15 protein-coding genes are annotated in these 17,840 nt (G+C 63.3%); 6 read left to right on the forward strand and 9 right to left on the reverse strand.

Annotated elements, in window-relative coordinates; all coding sequences use genetic code 11:
* Positions 1 to 284: 284 nt before the first annotated feature.
* The 8 genes from AAGS40_RS03275 to AAGS40_RS03310 form a co-directional block, all read right to left on the reverse strand.
* Positions 285 to 1,838: a TolC family outer membrane protein gene (locus AAGS40_RS03275; RefSeq protein ID WP_345813143.1), complete on the reverse strand. Its 1,554-nt coding sequence runs from the start codon at positions 1,836 to 1,838 to the stop codon at positions 285 to 287.
* 13 nt (positions 1,839 to 1,851) lie between these two features.
* Complete coding sequence (locus AAGS40_RS03280; RefSeq protein ID WP_345813145.1) at positions 1,852 to 2,175, reverse strand: rhodanese-like domain-containing protein; 324 nt, start codon at positions 2,173 to 2,175, stop codon at positions 1,852 to 1,854.
* 108 nt (positions 2,176 to 2,283) lie between these two features.
* On the reverse strand, positions 2,284 to 2,937 hold the full coding sequence (locus AAGS40_RS03285) for a protein-L-isoaspartate O-methyltransferase (protein WP_345813146.1): 654 nt from the start codon (positions 2,935 to 2,937) through the stop codon (positions 2,284 to 2,286).
* A 189-nt stretch (positions 2,938 to 3,126) separates the two neighbouring features.
* Positions 3,127 to 3,387 (reverse strand): hypothetical protein, encoded by a 261-nt coding sequence (locus AAGS40_RS03290; RefSeq protein WP_345813147.1) that lies wholly within the window; start codon positions 3,385 to 3,387, stop codon positions 3,127 to 3,129.
* A 60-nt stretch (positions 3,388 to 3,447) separates the two neighbouring features.
* Positions 3,448 to 6,642 (reverse strand): efflux RND transporter permease subunit, encoded by a 3,195-nt coding sequence (locus tag AAGS40_RS03295; protein ID WP_345813148.1) that lies wholly within the window; start codon positions 6,640 to 6,642, stop codon positions 3,448 to 3,450.
* Between the two features lie 16 nt (positions 6,643 to 6,658).
* On the reverse strand, positions 6,659 to 7,852 hold the full coding sequence (locus AAGS40_RS03300; protein WP_345813150.1) for an efflux RND transporter periplasmic adaptor subunit: 1,194 nt from the start codon (positions 7,850 to 7,852) through the stop codon (positions 6,659 to 6,661).
* A gap of 235 nt (positions 7,853 to 8,087) precedes the next feature.
* Complete coding sequence (locus AAGS40_RS03305; RefSeq protein ID WP_345813151.1) at positions 8,088 to 9,263, reverse strand: ABC transporter substrate-binding protein; 1,176 nt, start codon at positions 9,261 to 9,263, stop codon at positions 8,088 to 8,090.
* 33 nt (positions 9,264 to 9,296) lie between these two features.
* Positions 9,297 to 10,238 carry a CysB family HTH-type transcriptional regulator gene (locus tag AAGS40_RS03310; RefSeq protein WP_345813152.1) on the reverse strand — a complete coding sequence of 314 codons (942 nt, stop codon included), beginning with the start codon at positions 10,236 to 10,238 and terminating at the stop codon, positions 9,297 to 9,299.
* Positions 10,239 to 10,457: 219 nt separating this feature from the next.
* Between AAGS40_RS03310 and AAGS40_RS03315 the strand changes: the two genes are divergently transcribed.
* The 6 genes from AAGS40_RS03315 to cobA all read left to right on the forward strand — a co-directional run bounded on the left by AAGS40_RS03315 (position 10,458) and on the right by cobA (position 16,728).
* Positions 10,458 to 12,137 (forward strand): nitrite/sulfite reductase, encoded by a 1,680-nt coding sequence (locus tag AAGS40_RS03315; RefSeq protein WP_345813153.1) that lies wholly within the window; start codon positions 10,458 to 10,460, stop codon positions 12,135 to 12,137.
* Positions 12,138 to 12,158: 21 nt separating this feature from the next.
* A complete protein-coding gene (locus AAGS40_RS03320; protein ID WP_345813154.1) occupies positions 12,159 to 12,710 on the forward strand; it encodes a DUF934 domain-containing protein in 552 nt (183 codons plus the stop codon).
* Entirely contained in the window at positions 12,707 to 13,453 is a 747-nt protein-coding gene (locus tag AAGS40_RS03325; RefSeq protein ID WP_345813155.1) for a phosphoadenylyl-sulfate reductase, read from the forward strand. The genes AAGS40_RS03320 and AAGS40_RS03325 overlap by 4 nt, the downstream gene beginning before the upstream one ends.
* Positions 13,454 to 13,568: 115 nt before the next feature.
* Complete coding sequence (cysD, locus tag AAGS40_RS03330) at positions 13,569 to 14,531, forward strand: sulfate adenylyltransferase subunit CysD (protein ID WP_345813156.1); 963 nt, start codon at positions 13,569 to 13,571, stop codon at positions 14,529 to 14,531.
* A 60-nt stretch (positions 14,532 to 14,591) separates the two neighbouring features.
* Entirely contained in the window at positions 14,592 to 15,908 is a 1,317-nt protein-coding gene (locus tag AAGS40_RS03335; RefSeq protein WP_345814235.1) for a GTP-binding protein, read from the forward strand.
* A gap of 64 nt (positions 15,909 to 15,972) precedes the next feature.
* The gene (cobA, locus tag AAGS40_RS03340; RefSeq protein ID WP_345813157.1) at positions 15,973 to 16,728 is read left to right on the forward strand and encodes a uroporphyrinogen-III C-methyltransferase; all 756 of its coding nucleotides are present in this window, start codon (positions 15,973 to 15,975) and stop codon (positions 16,726 to 16,728) included.
* 731 nt (positions 16,729 to 17,459) lie between these two features.
* Here cobA and AAGS40_RS03345 read toward each other — a convergent pair.
* Positions 17,460 to 17,840, reverse strand: coding sequence for a CbiX/SirB N-terminal domain-containing protein (locus AAGS40_RS03345; RefSeq protein ID WP_345813158.1), 381 nt, complete (start codon positions 17,838 to 17,840; stop codon positions 17,460 to 17,462).

The raw sequence follows: 17,840 nt of genomic DNA on the forward strand, positions 1-17,840 counted from the left end.
TCGATATCAGCCAGCGAGGCTTATCCCGCATGGCGAGCCGCTTCTGTACTGCAATGGCTATGCCATGTGGCATTCGGACTCGGGGAGTGTCGGCGGCGCGGCGTGGTGCGGCGCGCGCCAACGTCAGTTATGCGTGGTAGCGCGCGAATGTGGTGCAGCGAAAGGGGAGACGCCTGTTTCAGGTGCGCGTCGCGCCGCAACGAGGCGCGCCAGCCGCCAGCGGCCAGATGAGGTGCATGGCCGCCACGCCTTTGTGCATGCGCCGCATCGGAAAGACATGCGGCTTACTGCGCAGCCGCTCCGTTGGGCATGCTTCGGCGACCGAGCTTGCCCGCGGCGCCTTTAGCGCCGACGCCCGGATGCGGCACGGCCGGCGCCTGCGGCAGCGCGGTGAGGGCGCCGTCGTCCACAGGCGAGAGCAAGGAGGCGAGTTGCAGCACGTCCGCGTCGGTCAGATTCGCGGTGGAAGCCTTCAGCTTGAGGCTATTGACCAGCGTGCCATAGCGCGCCTTGGCCAGATCGCGGCGTGCTGAAAAAAGCTGGTCTTGTGCGTTGAGCACGTCGATATTGATTCGCACACCGACCTGATAACCGAGCAGGTTGGATTCGAGGGAGGTGCGCGCCGATTGCTCGGCGGTCTGCAGGGCGCGCACCTGCGCAAGCCCGCTCACCACGCCAAGAAACGCCTGTCGCGCGGAGAGCGCGGCGTTGCGCCGGGCCGTGTCGAGATCGGCGGCGGCCTGATCTTCGAGCGCCAGCGTCTGGCGCACACGCGCCTGGGTTGCGCCACCGGCGAAGATCGGGATCGTCACCTGTACGCCGATCGTGCTGTTCGTGTAAGACGACCCCAGATTGCCCAGTTCGGCAGCGAGCGCAGGCGTGCCGGGCGTAATCGTGTTCGTGCCGCTGCCAAAGCCGCCGCCGAAATTCCCGCCGAAGTTGCCCGCGCCCGCCGCGCCCAGGCTGCTGCGCGAGCGGCTCGCGACCAGATCGACGGTGGGCAGATGCCCGGCCTTCGCCTTCGACGTTTCGCGCTGCGCGTTATCCAGCGCGATCTGCCTGAGCACGACCTGGTAGTTGCCGTCGCTCGCGGCGTCGACCCATTGGTTGATGTCGGCAGGCATCGGCGGCGGCAGCGGCGCGCCCGCAGCCAGGCCGTCGATCCGTTCGACGGGATGCCCCACGATCTGCTGCAACGTCGCGAGCTTCACCGCGAGATCGTTCTGCGCGGCGATTTCCTGCGAGACAGCCTGGTCATATCTGGCCTGGGCTTCGTTGGTGTCGGTGATCGTCGTGTTGCCAACTTCGAATGAACGTTTGGCGGATTCGAGCTGCTGCGCGATCGACGCTTTCTGCGATTGTGCAATCGCAAGACTGTCCTGAGCGCCGAGCGCGTCGAAGTACGCCTCGCCCAGCCGCACGATCAGATCCTGGCGGGCCTGCGCGAACGACGCCTGCGCTGACTCCACCGCAAGCTTGCCCTGCGCATAGCCGTACCAGCTGTCGACGTGAATCAGCGGCTGCGTGAGCGAAATCACATAACCATTGCTGTTGCCATACGAGGACGGGAAGCCGCCGCCGAAGTCGGTGCTCTGCCGGCTGCCGGTGAGCGACGCCGAGATTTGCGGCAGCAGTTTCGCGCGCGCGAGCGGCAATTCTTCGCTATTTGCCGCAAGCGACGCGCGCGCGCTTTGCAGTTGCGCGTCGTTTGTAAGCGCTTCGTCGTAGAGCTGGGACAGACCGACCGCGGCTGCGGCCGGCGCATGGAGAGACGCGAAAGCGATTGCGCAAGCCAGCGCGATGGCGCGCGAGAAGCCAGGCAACCGCTGGCGCGTCATTGCGGGTGTGCAGTCAGTAGGTCGGAACGGACGGATCGACCTGACGCGACCACGCGTCGATTCCGCCTTGCAGATTGAACACGTTGGTGTGCCCGCGCGATTCGAGGAACATCGCCACTTGCGCGCTGCGTGCGCCGTGATGGCAGACACAGACAATCTGCGCGTCGTCGTCGAGTTCTTCGCTGCGGGCGGGAATGTCGCGCATTGGAATCGACACTGCGCCGGCGAGCGACGCGGTCTGGATTTCCCACGGTTCGCGGACGTCGAGCAACACGGGGGCGGGGCGCGACGTGTCGGCGAGCCATTCGGCCAGTGCGGGAGCGGTCAGGTTTTGCATCAGCAGGACATCCGGTTCAGTGGACGGCGCGGCGTGCCGGCCGTCCGGATAAACATGCAGCTCGGGAGACAGACGCCGCGCGACTCGCGGCCACTCCGTGCCGGAAGATCAGAACTTGAAACGCGGCGGTTGCACGGCGTTGACGAGCGGCTCGACATACGTTTCGAACACGTCGGCAATGCGGTACTGCTTTTCGTCGATACGCGTGATGACCTGCGCCTTCATGACCGGCGCGGTACCGACGAACGCTGCCAGACGGCCGCCGATCTTCAGCTGTTCGAGCATGTCCTGCGGCAGCACGGGCAGCCCGCCGGACACGCAGATCACGTCGTAGGGCGCGGCGCCTGCCCAGCCACGCGCAGCGTCGCCGGTGGCGACTTCCGCGTTCAGCACGCCGTTGGCGATCAGGTTGCTTTTCGCCAGTTCCGCCAGTTCCGGTTCGATATCCACTGTCAGCACGTGTTGTGCGCGGTGCGCGAGCAGTGCCGCCATATAACCCGAGCCCGCGCCGATTTCCAGCACGCTCTCGTGCTTTTTCACCGCCAGTTCCTGCAGCACGCGCGCTTCGACGCGCGGCGCCAGCATATGCTGGCCGCCCGGCAGCGGCACTTCGAAGTCGACGAAGGCCAGCTCACGATAGGCGGCGGGGACGAAATTCTCACGCTTGACGATCGACAGCAGATTCAGCACGTCCTGGTCGAGCACTTCCCAGGGGCGGATCTGCTGTTCGATCATGTTAAAACGCGCTTGCTCGATGTTCATGGTGGGTTCGGCTAAGTGGTTTGGCGAGTTGTGCGAGTCGGTCCTGGCGGCGAGGCGGGCTTCGGGCTGAATGTTGGCGGGTTCAACCTCGCACGCATGCCACGGCAGGGTAACTGCGGGATTGTACCAAATGGCGCTGTCGAGCCGCTGCGCGGCGGACACGGCGGCGCGCCGCTCGGCGGGCGCCGGTCAGCCGCCTTTGCTTTTTTTGATCTGCGCTTCGAAGGCGATATCCAGCTTGCTTGCCTTGCGCGGCTTGGGTGGACCAAAGGCGTCGACGAATCTGACGAAATCGTCGAGCGTGAGCGGGTCGGAGACTTTCGTGTCGGCGCCGCCCGATCGGTCGACGAGATAGAACAGGCCCCCGGACAGGCTGATCGCCGCGAACTGCGGATTGCCGCTGCGGGTCTTCAGCCGCTCGACTGCGTGGATGGCTCGAGTGGTGCGCATGATGGGAACGGCTACGTCGTAGGAAGACTTCTACTGTAGCAACTTCGCAGCGGGAATGCGTTACCGGTCGTGGCGGCGGAACCTGCGCCGCAGCCAGTCCGCCCAATCCTCCAGCACGGTGTACACCACCGGCACCACCACCAGCGTCAGGATCGACGACGTTATCACGCCGCCGATCACCGTCTGGCCGAGCGGCCCACGCTGCTCGCCGCCCTCACCGAGCGCGGCGGCAAGCGGGAGCATGCCGAAGATCATCGCGAGCGTGGTCATCAGGATCGGTCGCAGACGCACGCGCGCGGCTTCGAGCAATGCGTCGCGCCGTTCCATCATGCGGCCTTTGCCGGACGCGTCGAGCAGCGTGCCGCGCCGCGCCTGATTCGCGAAATCGATCAGCAGAATCGCATTCTTGGTGACGAGCCCCATCAGCATCACGAAGCCGATGATCGAGAACATGTTCAGCGTGCTGCCGAACAGCAGCAGCGCAATCAGTACGCCGATCAGCGTGAGCGGCAGCGACGCCATGATCGCGAGCGGCTGCGCGAAGCTGGCGAACTGCGACGCCAGAATCATGTAGATGAAGATCACCGCGAGCGCCAGCGCCTGCACCGCGTACACGAACGACTCGTTCATGCTTTTGGTCGAGCCTTCGAAACGGTAGTGATAGCCCGCGGGCAGATGCATCGCGTCGAGCGTCCTCGCAATGTCGCCGGCCACTTCGCCGGGCGAGCGGCCGTTCACGTTCGCGGACAACATCACTTCACGTTGCAGATCGCGCCGGTTCAGCACGTCGGGGCCGGTGGTCTGCACGATGTCCGCGACCTGGCGCAACGGCACCAGCACCGGCGCGCCGTTCGCGTCGGTACGGTTAGTGGCGATCATCAGCCGCGCGAGGTCGTCCACGTTGCGCCGCTGCGCGCTTGGCAGGCGCACGCTCACGTCGTAGTCCTGGTCGTCGGGCGCGCGCCAGGTGCTGATGGCGTCGCCCGACAGCAGCGGCCGCAGCGCCGTGCCGATATCCGCGACGCCGACGCCCAGGTCGGAAGCCAGCTCGCGCTTCACGTCGATCGCGACGATCGGCTTGTCGGCCTTCAGGCTCGAATCGAGATCGACAAGGCCAGGAATCTTCGCCATGCGAGCCTGTGCGGCTTCCGACAGGCGGCGCAGTTCGTCGATGCCGTCGCCCTGCAGGCTCACCTGAATCGCCTTGGTGCTGCCCGCGCCGTCCGGCACGCCGATCTCCGTGATCGAGATGCCCGCCACGGAGGCGAGCCGCGCGCGGAACACCTGGTTCAGCTGGAGCATGCCGCGCGTGCGGTCGCGCCGGTCTTTCAGGCGCACGGTGATCAACGCCGTGTTCTTGCCCTGCGTATTGCCTGAGTTGATCGTCGCGTAGCTGAAGCGCACCTCGGGGTACGTCGTGAGGATCGCCTGCACCTGTCTGACTTTCTCCGACGTAGCGTCGAGCGATGTGCCCACGGGCGTCGTCAAACCGATCTGCGTCTCGGAGAAGTCCGCGTTGGGCACGAACTCGGTGCCGACGAACGGCACCAGAAGAAGGCTGCCAAAAAACGTCGCCGCGGCGACGACGAGCGTGAGCGCGCGATGCCTGAGCGACCAGCCGAGCAGACGCTGATAGAACGCGGTGAGACCGTCGATCTGGCGATCGAACAGATGCAGCGAGCGCTCGATGAAGCGTCCGTAGCGATACCCTTTGCGGCCTGTGTCGGCGTCGTGCAGATCGGGGTCCGGCCAGATCGATGAAAGCATGGGATCGAGCGTGAACGACACGAACATCGAGATCAGCACGGCGGCGGCCACTGTAATGCCGAACTGATGAAAGAAGCGGCCGATGATCCCGCCCATGAAACCCACCGGCAGGAACACGGCCACGATCGAGAACGTGGTGGCGAGCACCGCCAACGCGATTTCCTTCGTGCCGTCGAGCGCGGCGGTGCGATGGTCCGCGCCGAGCTGCACGTGCCGCACGATGTTTTCGCGCACCACGATCGCATCGTCGATCAGCAGGCCGACGCACAACGAAAGCGCCATCAGCGTGATGACGTTGAGCGTGAAGCCGCATGCGTACATAACCGCGAACGTGCCGATCAGCGCGATCGGTAGCGTCAGTCCGGTAATCACCGTGCTGCGCCACGAGCCGAGAAACAGGAACACGATCAGCACCGTCAGCAGCGCGCCCTCGATCAGCGTCCGCTTGACCTCGTTCACGCTGTCTTCGATGTTGATCGACGAGTCGTCGGTGACGCTCAATTGCACGCCCGGCGGCAACTGCGATTGCAGGCGCGTGACTTCGTCGCGCACGCCGTGCGCCACGTCCACGGTGTTTTCGCCCTGCGCCTTGATGATCGACAGGAACAGCGCGCGCTGGCCGTTGAGCAGCGCCACGCTGTCGGGTTCCTGCTGGCCGTCCACCACATCGGCGAGCTGGTCGAGTGTGACCGGCTGAGTTGCCGAACTGGCCGTGGGAATGGCCGACTGCGCGCCGCGCCGCGCGACGATGATGCGTTTGAAGTCGTCCGGTTTTTCGAAACGGCCTTTGATCTGTACCGTCTGCTCGACATGGCTCGACGTGAGCGGCCCCGCGGGAATCTCCTGGTTCTCGTTCTGCACCGCGCGGATCACCTGATCGACGCCGATTGAAAGCGCCTGAAGCTTCTCCGGCTTCACGTCGATCTGCACTTGCCGCTTCACGCCGCCCACAAGCGACACCGAGCCGACGCCGCGCACGGTTTCGAGCCGCTTGCGCACGATCTGGTCGGCCACGGTAGTGAGGTCGCGCGTCGACAGCGACGCGCCCGGCGCGTTGGACACCGCGACGGTAATGATCGGCGTGTCCGCCGGGTCGTAGCGCAACACGCGCGGGTCTTTCACGCCATCGCGCAGATCGGGGCGCATCAGCGCGATCTTGTCGCGCACGTCCTGGGCGGCCTGCACGGCGTCGACGGCGAGATCGAACTGCACGATCACGACCGATTGCGCGTCGTACGAGCGCGACGTGATCTGGTCGATGCCGCTGATCGTATTGACCGCTTCCTCGATCTTGCGCGTGACATCGGATTCGACCGACTCCGGCGACGCGCCCGGATACGCGGTTTGCACGACGACGATCGGGAACGTGATGTCGGGAAACTGATCGACCTTCAGCCGCTGATACGAGAACAGACCGATGACGAGGAACGCCAGCATCATCATCGTGGCGAGCACCGGGTTGCCGATGCTGATGCGCGTGAACCACATAGGCGAGGGCTCCGGCTCAGCGCGCGCTGGCGCTCGGGGCGCCAGCGGCGGGCTGCGCCGACGCCGGCTGAACGGGCTGCGCGGGCTGCACCACGTGCACCGTACTGCCGATGCGCAGCGAGCCGAGATTGTTCTTCACGATCTGCTGCCCGTCCGCCAGCGCTCCGCCGACGATTTCGGTCCACGTATCGCCGTCGGCGTCGCCGGTTGCGCCTGTCTGCACGGGCTGTTCGACGAGCTTGCCGCCCGCGAGCGCGTACACGCTGCGGCGCGTGCCGTCCGTGCGCACGGCGGTGGCTGGCACGACCAGCACATTCTGCCGGCTGCCCACGCCGATCGTGCCCGTGCCGAACATGCCGACGCGCAGCACACCCGACGGATTGGCGATGCGCACGTACACCATGATCGAGCGCGAGCCGGGCTGCGCGGCTGGATTGATGCGCGTGATCGCGCCTTGCACGGGTGTGTCGATGCCGTCGAACGAAATCTGTACCGGCTGGCCGATCCGCACGCGGCCAATTTCCCCTACCGGCACCGGCGCTTCGAGTTCGAGCACGCGAAGATCGACCACATCGAACAGCTTGCTATCCACGGCGACTTTTTCGCCCGGCTCGACCGTGCGCGAGGCGATCTGTCCGTCGAGCGGCGAGCGTATAACCGTATCGTCCAGTGACAGATTGGACGACGCGAGCGCCGCCTTCGCGGCGTCGAGATTGGCGCGCGCGATCTCGTACTGGCTTTGCGCGGTGTCGAACGCGTTTTTCGAGATGAAACCTTTTTCGACCAGCACGCGGTTGTTGTCGAGCGTCTGTCTGGCGATGTCGAGCTGACCGGCCATCGCGGCCATCTGGCCGCGCGTCTGCCCGGCACGCGCGGCATAATCACGCGCATCGATTTTCGCGAGAATCTGGCCGGTCCTGACAGCGTCGCCCTCGCGCACGTCGACTTCGAGCGCGGAGCCGCCCACTTTCGATTTGACGGCCGCCTGTGTAACGGCGCGCAGGCTGCCGGTGAGCGGCAGCGTTTCGGAGAGCGTACGGCGGGTGACGCGGGTGAGATCGTCCGGCGCGAACTCCACGACGGAAGTGCCGGTTTCCGCGGGACCGGCCGCCACGCTGCTGCGCTTGCGGATAGCCTGGCCGATCGCGATCGCGAGGATCACAACAACGACGAGAGCGGCGACGATGATGCGTTTTCTGGTTTTGAGCATGCGCGGTCTGACGGACTTCACGGACGTCACGAATGCGCAGCGGCCCTCGGGAGGCAAGCGCCGCACATTCGCTCGGAATCGGCAAATTGGCCTGTGCCTGCGTTCATCGCAAGCTGGCCGTCAGCATGGTACACGCAGCGTGAGCGTGGGTGCGCCACCCGTCCAGCGCATAGACGAGGGTTATACGCGGTGAGTCGGAAGCAGCCCGCTCCCGCGATCGAATGGTGCCGTGCGGTTACTGGCTCAGATACACGAACTTGCCGTTTCTGATCGTGCCCATCACGCTGGCGCGCTGGTCGAGGCCGACGTGATCTTTCGGGCTCGTGTTCACGACACCATTAGGCACGACGAGCTCATGCGCGTGCTCGAGTTCATCGCGCAATGCGCTGCGGAATGCGGGCGTTCCCGGCTGCGCTGTTTTGAGCGCGCGCGTCACCGCATCCTGCAGACGCGGATAGACGCCTGCCGCATCGCCCGCGAACTGGGTGACGCTGCCCGGGCCGTATTTCGCTTCATATTCGTTGGTGAACGCGAGGGCGGCCTTCTTGGCCGGATGATCGGCCGGCAGCGTATGCGCGACCACGACCGGCTGCGTAGGGAACAGCGTGCCCTCGACGTCCTTGCCGCCGAGCTTGATGAACTCGGGCGTGGCAATGCCGTGTGTCTGGTAGATCGGCCCTTTGTAGCCGCGCTCGATCAGCGTGCGCTCCGGCAGCACCGTCGGCGTGCCCGCGCCGGCGATCAGGATCGCGTCGGGTTTCGCGGACATCAGCTTCAGGATCTGGCCGGTCACGCTGGCGTCCGTGCGGTTATACCGCTCGGTCGCGACCAGCTGGATGTGGCGCAGCGCCGCGAACTTGCTGAACTCGTTCAGCCAGCTTTCGCCGTAGCCGTCCGCAAAACCGATGAAGCCTACCGTTTTCACGTTGTGATTCGACATGTAGCGCGTCATCACGTCGGCCATCGCGCTGTCGGTCTGCGCCATCTTGTAGGCCCAGATTTTCTTGCCTTCCTGCGGCTCGACCACGCTTGCCGAGCCGACCAGCGTAATCATCGGCGTCTGGCTCTCCGCGACCGGATCGAGCGCCGCCATTGCCGCGGGCGTGATGTTCGGTCCGACGATGACGTCGACATGATCCTCGTTGATCAGCTTGCGGATGTTGCGAACGGCGGCGCCGGGATCGGACGCGTCGTCGAGGAAGATGTAGTCGGCCTTCTGGCCGGCGATCGTGGCCGGCCACATCAGCATGGCGTTCTTGCTGGTGATGCCGATCACGGCCGCCGGGCCGGTGCTCGACAGATCGATGCCGACCTTGATGTCGGCGTGCGCCGCGGTAGCGGGCAAAAGCGCGCCAGAAGCCAGAGCCAGAGCGGCGCTAAGTGTGCTGATTTTCTTCTTGTACGACGTCATCGAGGGTCTCCGTAGCGGGGAAGCGTCATGAAGCTAGAGTTCGTAGGTTTCGTGTTCGCCCTTGAGCGCCTGTTCGATCAGCTTGCGGTTCATGCTCGGCGATAGCAGTTCGACGAGCGTATACACATAGCTGCGCAGATAGGCGCCCTGTTTCAGCGCGACCCGCGTCACGTTGCTGCCGAACAGATGTCCGACCGGCATGGCGCGCAGGTGGCGATCGCGCTCGGCGTTGAACGCGATATCCGCCATGATGCCGACGCCCAGACCCAGTTCCACGTAGGTCTTGATCACGTCGGCGTCGATGGCCTCCAGCACGATATCCGGATGCAGCCCGCGCAAACGGAACGCCTCGTTGATCTTGGTGCGGCCGGCGAACGCATTGTCGTAGGTGATGAGCGGATACTGGGTCAGATCATCCAGCGACAAAAGTTTGCGGTCGAGTAGCGGATGATCGGGCTGCACGATTGCGACGTGGTGCCACTGGAAGCAGGGCAGCGACACCAGCTCCTTATAGTTGGCGATGGCTTCGGTCGCGATGGCGAGGTCCGCCTGGTCGTGCAGCACCATGTCGGCCACCTGGGTCGGGCTGCCTTGCAAGATAGAAAGGTGAACTTTGGGAAACCGCTTCTTGAATTCGGCGATGGCGGCCGGAAGTGAGTAGCGGGCCTGTGTGTGGGTGGCCGCGATCACGAGATTGCCCTGATCCTGTGCTGCGTAATCTTTACCGACGCGCTTGAGGCTTTCCACTTCCTGCAAGATTTTCTCGACTGACTGCAGGATGATGCGGCCCGGCTCGGTGAGGGAGCGCACGCGCTTGCCGTGGCGGGTGAAGATTTCCACGCCCAGCTCGTCTTCGAGTTCGATGATCGCCTTGGAGACGCCCGGCTGGCTTGTATAGAGCGCTTTGGCCGCTTCAGTCAGGTTGAAATTCTGCCGCACAGCCTCGCGGACGAAGCGGAACTGGTGCAGGTTCATATATAACCTCTCCGCATATCAAAAGATTTTTTTAGTCGTTTGAAATATAAAGCGAGTTTATTACGATCAGTCCATCTTTTTCAATATGGATATCTGTATTTGTCATAAGCAAATGAGCGATGGGTCTAAACGTTCATGTGCCGTTGGTGACAAACAGGAATATTCAGGGCGCGGCGCAACCGGAGCGCTGCGTGTCATGGCAAAAATTGGGGTCCCCGAATGTACCAATACGATCAGTACGACCAGACCATCGTCGATGAACGGGTCGCGCAGTACGCCGATCAGGTTCGCCGCCGCTTGTCGGGCGAATTGAGCGAAGAGGAGTTTCGTCCGCTGCGGCTGCAAAACGGTCTGTACATGCAGCGTCACGCCTACATGCACCGTATTGCGATTCCGTACGGCAACCTGCGCAGCGACCAGATGCGCGTGCTCGCGCAGATCGCGCGCGAACACGATCGCGGTTACGGCCATTTTTCGACGCGCTCGAACATCCAGTACAACTGGATCAAGCTCGAAGAGACGCCTGAAATCCTGCGCAAACTGGCCGCCGTGCAAATGCACGGCATTCAGACCTCGGGCAACTGCATTCGTAACATCACCGCCGATCAATTCGCGGGCGTCGCGCCGGACGAAATGGTCGATCCGCGCCCGTGGGCGGAGATTCTGCGTCAATGGTCCACGTTCCACCCCGAATTTGCATGGCTGCCGCGTAAGTTCAAGATCGCCGTGTCTGGTTCGACAGAGGACCGCGCGGCGGTGCAGGTTCACGACCTGGGCGTGTATCTGAGGAAAAACGAGCAGGGCGAACTGGTGGCCGACATTCTGGCCGGCGGCGGCATGGGCCGCACGCCGATCATCGGCGCGATCATCCGGCGGGATCTGCCGTGGCAACACCTGCTGACCTACTGCGAAGCGGTGCTGCGCGTGTACAACCGTTATGGACGCCGCGACAACATCTACAAGGCGCGTATCAAGATTCTGGTGAAGGCGCTGAGCCCGGAGAAGTTTTCGGCGCAGGTCGAAGAAGAATGGCAGCACCTGAAAGACGGCCCCGCAACGCTCACGCAGACCGAAGTGGATCGCGTGTCGCAGTACTTCCAGCCGCCCGTCTATGAAAAGCTGCCGGATACGGATGCGTCGTTCGAAAAGCATCTGCTGGAGAACCGCGGCTTTTCGCGCTGGGTCGAGCGCAATGTGCGTCCGCATAAGGTATCGGGCTATGCGTCGGTCACGCTGTCGCTGAAGCCGGCCACGATCGCGCCGGGCGACGCCACCGACACGCAGATGGAAGCCGTTGCCGACTGGGCCGACGAGTACTCGCTCGGCGAAATCCGCGTCTCGCACGAGCAGAACCTGATTCTCGCGAACGTCAAGAAGCGCGACCTGTTCGCGCTGTGGGAAAAAGCTAAAGCGCAGGGTTTTGCGACGCCGAACGTCGGTTTGCTGACCGACATCATCGCGTGCCCGGGCGGCGACTTCTGCTCGCTTGCGAATGCGAAGTCGATTCCAATCGCGCTTGCCATTCAGGAGCGTTTCAACGATCTCGACTACGTGTACGACCTCGGCGACGTGTCGCTGAACATCTCGGGCTGTATCAATGCGTGCGGTCACCATCACGTCGGCAACATCGGCATTCTGGGCGTGGATAAAGACGGCTCCGAGTGGTATCAGGTGACGCTCGGCGGCGAGCAGGGCACGGGCGCCACCGGCGCGCACCTTGGCCGCGTGATCGGCCCGTCGTTCTCGGCCGAAGAAATGCCGGACGTGATGAGCAAGGTGATCGATACGTTCGTGGAGAACCGCCACGAAGGCGAACGCTTCATCGAAACGTATAACCGGATCGGCATCTCGCCGTTCAAGGAACGCGTGTACGCGTCGCGTCAACCGGCTCACGCGTAACCGCGAAAGGATACTGAACAGATGGCTTCTATCATCAAGAATCGTACGATCGTCAACGACGACTGGACGGTGATCCGCCCGGCCGAAGACGGCTCGCTGCCCGCGGTGAACGAACTGCCGGCGGGCAAGGTGCTGGTGCCGCTCGCGCTGTGGCAGGCTTCCCGTGATGCATTGATCGCCTCGCGCGGCGCAGACGACATCGGCGTGTGGCTCGCGCCCGACAGCGAACCGGCGGATATCGTCGCCGATTTCGACAGGATTGCGCTGATCGGCGTGGACTTCCCGGTGTTTCGCGACGGCCGCGGCTACAGCATTGGCCGTTTGCTGCGCGAGCGTTATGGCTACAAGGGCGAATTGCGCGCGATCGGCGACGTGCTGCGCGATCAGATCACGTTCATGTTCCGCTGCGGCTTCGACGCTTACGCATTGCGTGCGGACAAGGACCTCAACGACGCGCTCAAGGCGTTCGACGAATTCAGCTTCAACTATCAGGGTGCGGTGAATTCGGTGCCGCTCTTTCGCCGTCGCGAGGCAGGCGAGCTGCATGGCGAACGGCAACAGGTGTCGGCATGAGCGACGTGCAGATGCTTACGCCGGAACTCGCTGCAAAGGTCGAGCGCCTCGATGCGCTGCTCGACTCGATCGCGGCGCGTCACGCGAACGTGAAGCTTGCCAGCAGCCTCGCTGCGGAAGACATGCTGCTTACGCACGCCATCCTGTCGCGCGGCGTGAAAATCGGCATTTTCTCGCTGAATACCGGACGGTTGCACGCGGAAACGCTGGGCATGATCGACCGCGTGAAAGAGCGTTACGGCTATGACATCGAGCAGTTTCATCCGCAGCCCGAGGCGGTCGACGAATATGTGAAGTCGCACGGCCTGAATGCTTTTTACGAAAGCGTCGATCTGCGCAAACGTTGCTGCGAAATCCGCAAGGTCGAGCCGTTGAATCGCGCGTTGTCGAACGTGAGCGCATGGGTGACGGGCCAGCGTCGCGAGCAGTCGGTGACGCGCGCCGAACTGCACGCCGAGGAGCACGATGCCGCACGCAACATCGCCAAGTTCAATCCGCTGACGGACTGGACCGAAGCCGAAGTGTGGGCGTATCTGAAAGCGTTCGACGTACCGGTGAATCCGCTGCATGCGCGCGGTTATCCGAGCATTGGCTGCGAGCCGTGCACGCGCGCGATCCGTCCCGGTGAAGACAGCCGGGCAGGGCGCTGGTGGTGGGAGTCGCGCGACACCAAGGAATGCGGCTTGCACGTCACGACGATCACGCCGATTCCCGCAAGCAGCAGCCTGAACGCATCGGCCTGACGCGATTCAGGTGGTGCAGGCACCTGGCTTATCGGCTGAACGCCGCACTTATTGATCTGAATACTTCCGTGACGCGGGCAACCGCCTGCGACGCGAACCAACGAAGGACCCAAACATGAGCACCACGCTCGATTCCACTGTGAACGCTCCGCTTAGCAACTCGGCCAACCGGATGGATCACCTCGATTGGCTCGAAGCCGAGTCGATTCATATCCTGCGCGAACTGGTCGCCGAATGCAGCAAGCCCGCGCTGCTGTTCTCGGGCGGCAAGGATTCCGTCGTGGTGCTGGCGCTTGCGCTGAAGGCGTTCGGCATTGGCGCGAATCGCAAGACCGTGCTGCCGTTCCCGCTCGTGCATATCGACACCGGCCACAACTATGACGAGGTGATCGACTTTCGCGATCGTCGTGCGAAAGAGATTGGCGCCGAACTGGTGGTGGGTCACGTCGAAGATTCGATCCGGCGCGGCACCGTGCGTCTGCGCCGCGAAACGGATTCACGCAATGCGGCGCAGGCAGTCACCCTGCTCGAGACGATCGAACAGCATGGCTATACCGCGCTGATCGGCGGCGCGCGCCGCGACGAAGAAAAGGCCCGTGCGAAAGAGCGGATTTTTTCGTTCCGCGACGAATTCGGCCAATGGGACCCGAAGGCGCAGCGCCCGGAACTGTGGAGCCTGTATAACGCCCGCCTGCATAACGGCGAGCATCTGCGCGTGTTCCCGATTTCGAACTGGACCGAACTCGACGTGTGGCAATACATCGCTCGCGAGAAGCTCGAACTGCCGTCGATCTACTACGCGCATCAGCGCGAGATCGTGCGCCGCAACGGTCTGCTCGTGCCCGTCACGCCGATTACGCCGATGCGCGAAGGCGAGACCAGTGAAACCGCGGTGGTGCGTTTCCGTACTGTCGGCGACATCAGCTGCACGTGCCCGGTGGAAAGCGACGCCGACAATCTCGAGAAGATCATTGCCGAGACGGCCGTGACCGAGATTACGGAGCGCGGCGCGACGCGGATGGACGATCAGGTCTCCGAAGCCGCGATGGAACAGCGGAAAAAGCAAGGCTATTTCTAAGCACGTGACGTGACGGGAGCAAGTGCCAACGCGCTTGCTCCGGCCGACAAGGACAATGTAATCATGAGTATTCATCAACCGGAAGACCTCGGCGTACTGCGTTTCATCACCGCGGGTAGCGTGGACGACGGCAAGAGCACGCTGATCGGCCGTCTGCTGTACGACAGCAAGGCCGTGCTGAGCGACCAGCTTTCCGCGTTATCGCGTGCGAAGAACAAGCGCACCGTGGGCGACGAAATCGATCTGTCGCTGCTGACCGACGGCCTCGAAGCCGAGCGCGAGCAGGGCATCACGATCGACGTCGCCTATCGCTACTTCGCGACCGCCAAGCGCAAGTTCATCATCGCCGACACGCCGGGCCACGAGCAGTACACGCGCAACATGGTGACGGGTGCGTCGACGGCGCACGCCGCGATCATTCTGGTCGATGCCACGCGCGTGACGTTCGTCGACGGCGTCGCGCAGTTGTTGCCGCAAACCAAGCGTCATAGCGCGATCGTGAAGCTGCTCGGTTTGCAGCACGTGATCGTCGCGATCAACAAGATGGATCTGGTCGAGTACAGCGAAGCGCGCTTCAACGAGATTCGCGACGCGTATGTGGAACTCGCGCGTCAGCTCGGACTGAGCGACGTGCGTTTCGTGCCGGTGTCGGCGCTGAAGGGCGACAACATCGTGACGGCGAGCGAGAGCATGCCGTGGTACGCCGGCGAGCCGCTGCTCGACGTGCTGGAAGCTTTGCCTGTCGATGTGCCGACCGGTCAGGCGCTGCGTTTCCCGGTGCAATGGGTCGCGCGCCAGGACGGCAACCAGGCCGACGACTTCCGCGGCTACATGGGCCGTGTCGAAGCGGGCGAGGTGAAAGTCGGCGACACGATCGTCGTGCTGCCCGCCCATCGCGAAGCGACGGTTGCCGAGATCATTGCGCCGGTGGTCGGCGGCACGGCCGCGGTGAATCGCGCGTTTGCCGGTCAGACCGTGACGATCCGTCTCGCGGAAGATGTGGACGTGTCGCGCGGCGATATGTTCGTACTGAGCGAAGCTGCGCCGGAGCCGGCGAAAAAGCTGGAAGCCGACCTGTGCTGGTTCGACGACACGCCGCTGTCGACGCAACGCAAGTATCTGTTGAAGCAGACCACCAGTACCGTATTTGCGCGGATTGGCGCGATCAAGGAAGTGCTCGACGTCCATACGTTGTCGCAGGCCACCGATCGCAAGGAACTGGCGATGAACGACATTGGCCGCGTGGCGCTGACGCTGCAAAAGCCGCTGGTGTGCGACGTGTACGACTCGCATCAGGGCACGGGCGCGTTCGTGCTGATCGACGAGGCGACGCATCACACCGTCGCGGCCGGGATGATCCGGGCGTTTTCGGCGTAAGTGAGCGAAGCGGGCGGCGCATCGTCTGCGCCACGCTGGCGCCCCAATCAACAGGTTAAGGCAAATGGGTAAGGTGTATCTGATCGGCGCAGGACCAGGCGCCGCGGACCTGATTACGGTGCGCGGCGCGCGTTTGCTCGCCGCCGCCGACGTGGTGTTGCACGACGCGCTGGTCGAACCGGCCATGCTCGACTACGCGCCATCGCATGCGCGGCGTATTGCTGTTGGCAAGCGCTGCGGGCGGTTATCGACGGCGCAGCAGTTCATCAACAAGCAGATCGTGGATGCTGCGTTGGAGCACGAAGTAGTCGTGCGCCTCAAGGGCGGCGACCCGATGCTGTTTGGTCGCGCCGATGAGGAGATGCGGGCCCTGGAAGCGGCCGGCATTGCCTATGAGGTCGTACCCGGCATTACGGCTGCGTTGGCGAGCGCCGCGTCGTTGAAACGCTCTTTGACTTTGCGGGGTGTATCGCGGAGTGTGGCGTTGGCGACGTTCAGCCGCGCGCCTGGGTCGGAAGAAATTCGCGAGCAGGTGAATGCGGATTCGCTCGTGTTTTATATGGGCCGGGATAGCGGGGTGCAGATTGCGCAGCAACTGATCGATGCTGGGCGGTCGGTCGCAACCCCCGTGATGATTGTCGAGGCGTGCAGTACGGAGCGCGAGCGGGTGTTGAGTTTGACGCTCGAGGCGTTGGCGCGCGGTGACGCGCATCAATGGGTTGATGCTTCGCAGCCTTCGGTGCTGATGATCGGGGAGGCGTTTGCTGCTCGGGCGCAGCAGGGCGTTGGGGTGGATTTTGAGGGGTTGGTCGCGGCTTGAGGGTTTCGCCTGCGGCGTGGGGGTGTTTTTTGTTTTTCGTCTTTTCTTGATTTGCCTTTGGCCTTTTCTTGATTTGTCTTTGGCCTCTCCTTGATTTGTTTTTGGTCTATTAGCGTTGCCCCTGTGCGGGGCGGCACCTACTTCTCTTTGCCGCCGCAAAGAGAAGTAGGCAAGAGAAAGCGGCTCAAACCGCTAATTCTTAAGCGGGTCCCCCAGTTCGCAGAAGGCAGTGGCCCATCTGGAATCCGTGCCCCCGCACACTCCGCTCCCGTGACAAGGCAGTCATTCTTCCGGCAGCGCTACGCGCGCCCCCGGGTACATCCCCAACCATCGGTTGTCCGCGCGCTCCGCGCAAATCTGGACCATCGGTTTTTCCGGCGCCTCGCCGGGGCGAAGCCGATGGCCCCGCCGCCGTGTCACCGCCCCACTGGTTTCCCTGGCAGACCCGTCCGCGACGCACGAAGTGCGGAGTGGGAACGGATGATGGCTGTGTCACGGGCGTGGAGTGTGCGAGGGATCATTCGTAGATCGAACCAATATGCCCTCCAGGCCAGGGCACCCGCTTCGTGGCTGGCGGTGTGAGCCGCTTTCTTTGCTTACTTTCTTTGCGGCTGCAAAGAAAGTGAGTGCCGCCCCGCACAGGGGCAACGCTAATAGACCACAAACAAGTCAAGGAAAGGCCCAAACCCCAATCCAACAGAAAAAACCCACACCTGGTAAAACCAAAAAAATCAAACCTGCCGAAGGCAATAACCAGCAACAGCATCCAGCACACCCTCATCCTCACCCACAGCGACAGCGCACCGAACCTCAACCCCAGGAAACAGCCCCCGACACTTGTCGATGACCTCAGGCAAATCCCGTCGAACGTGGCCGCCCTGCCCAAAAAACACAGGCACGACAGTAACAACATCACACCCGTCGGCGACAAGATCCCCCACAGCCGTAGGCAAATCCGGCTCCATCAATTCGAGAAAGGCCAGCGTGACAGGCCCCCCGTCATCACCCGAACCGCGCGCAAGGCGCAACTTGTCCGCGAGCCTTTCGAACGGCTCCCGCCAACGCGCATCCCTCGCGCCATGCGCAAACAACACCAACCCGTGCGTAGCCAT

The organism is Paraburkholderia sp. PREW-6R, assembly GCF_039621805.1.
Lineage (GTDB): Bacteria > Pseudomonadota > Gammaproteobacteria > Burkholderiales > Burkholderiaceae > Paraburkholderia.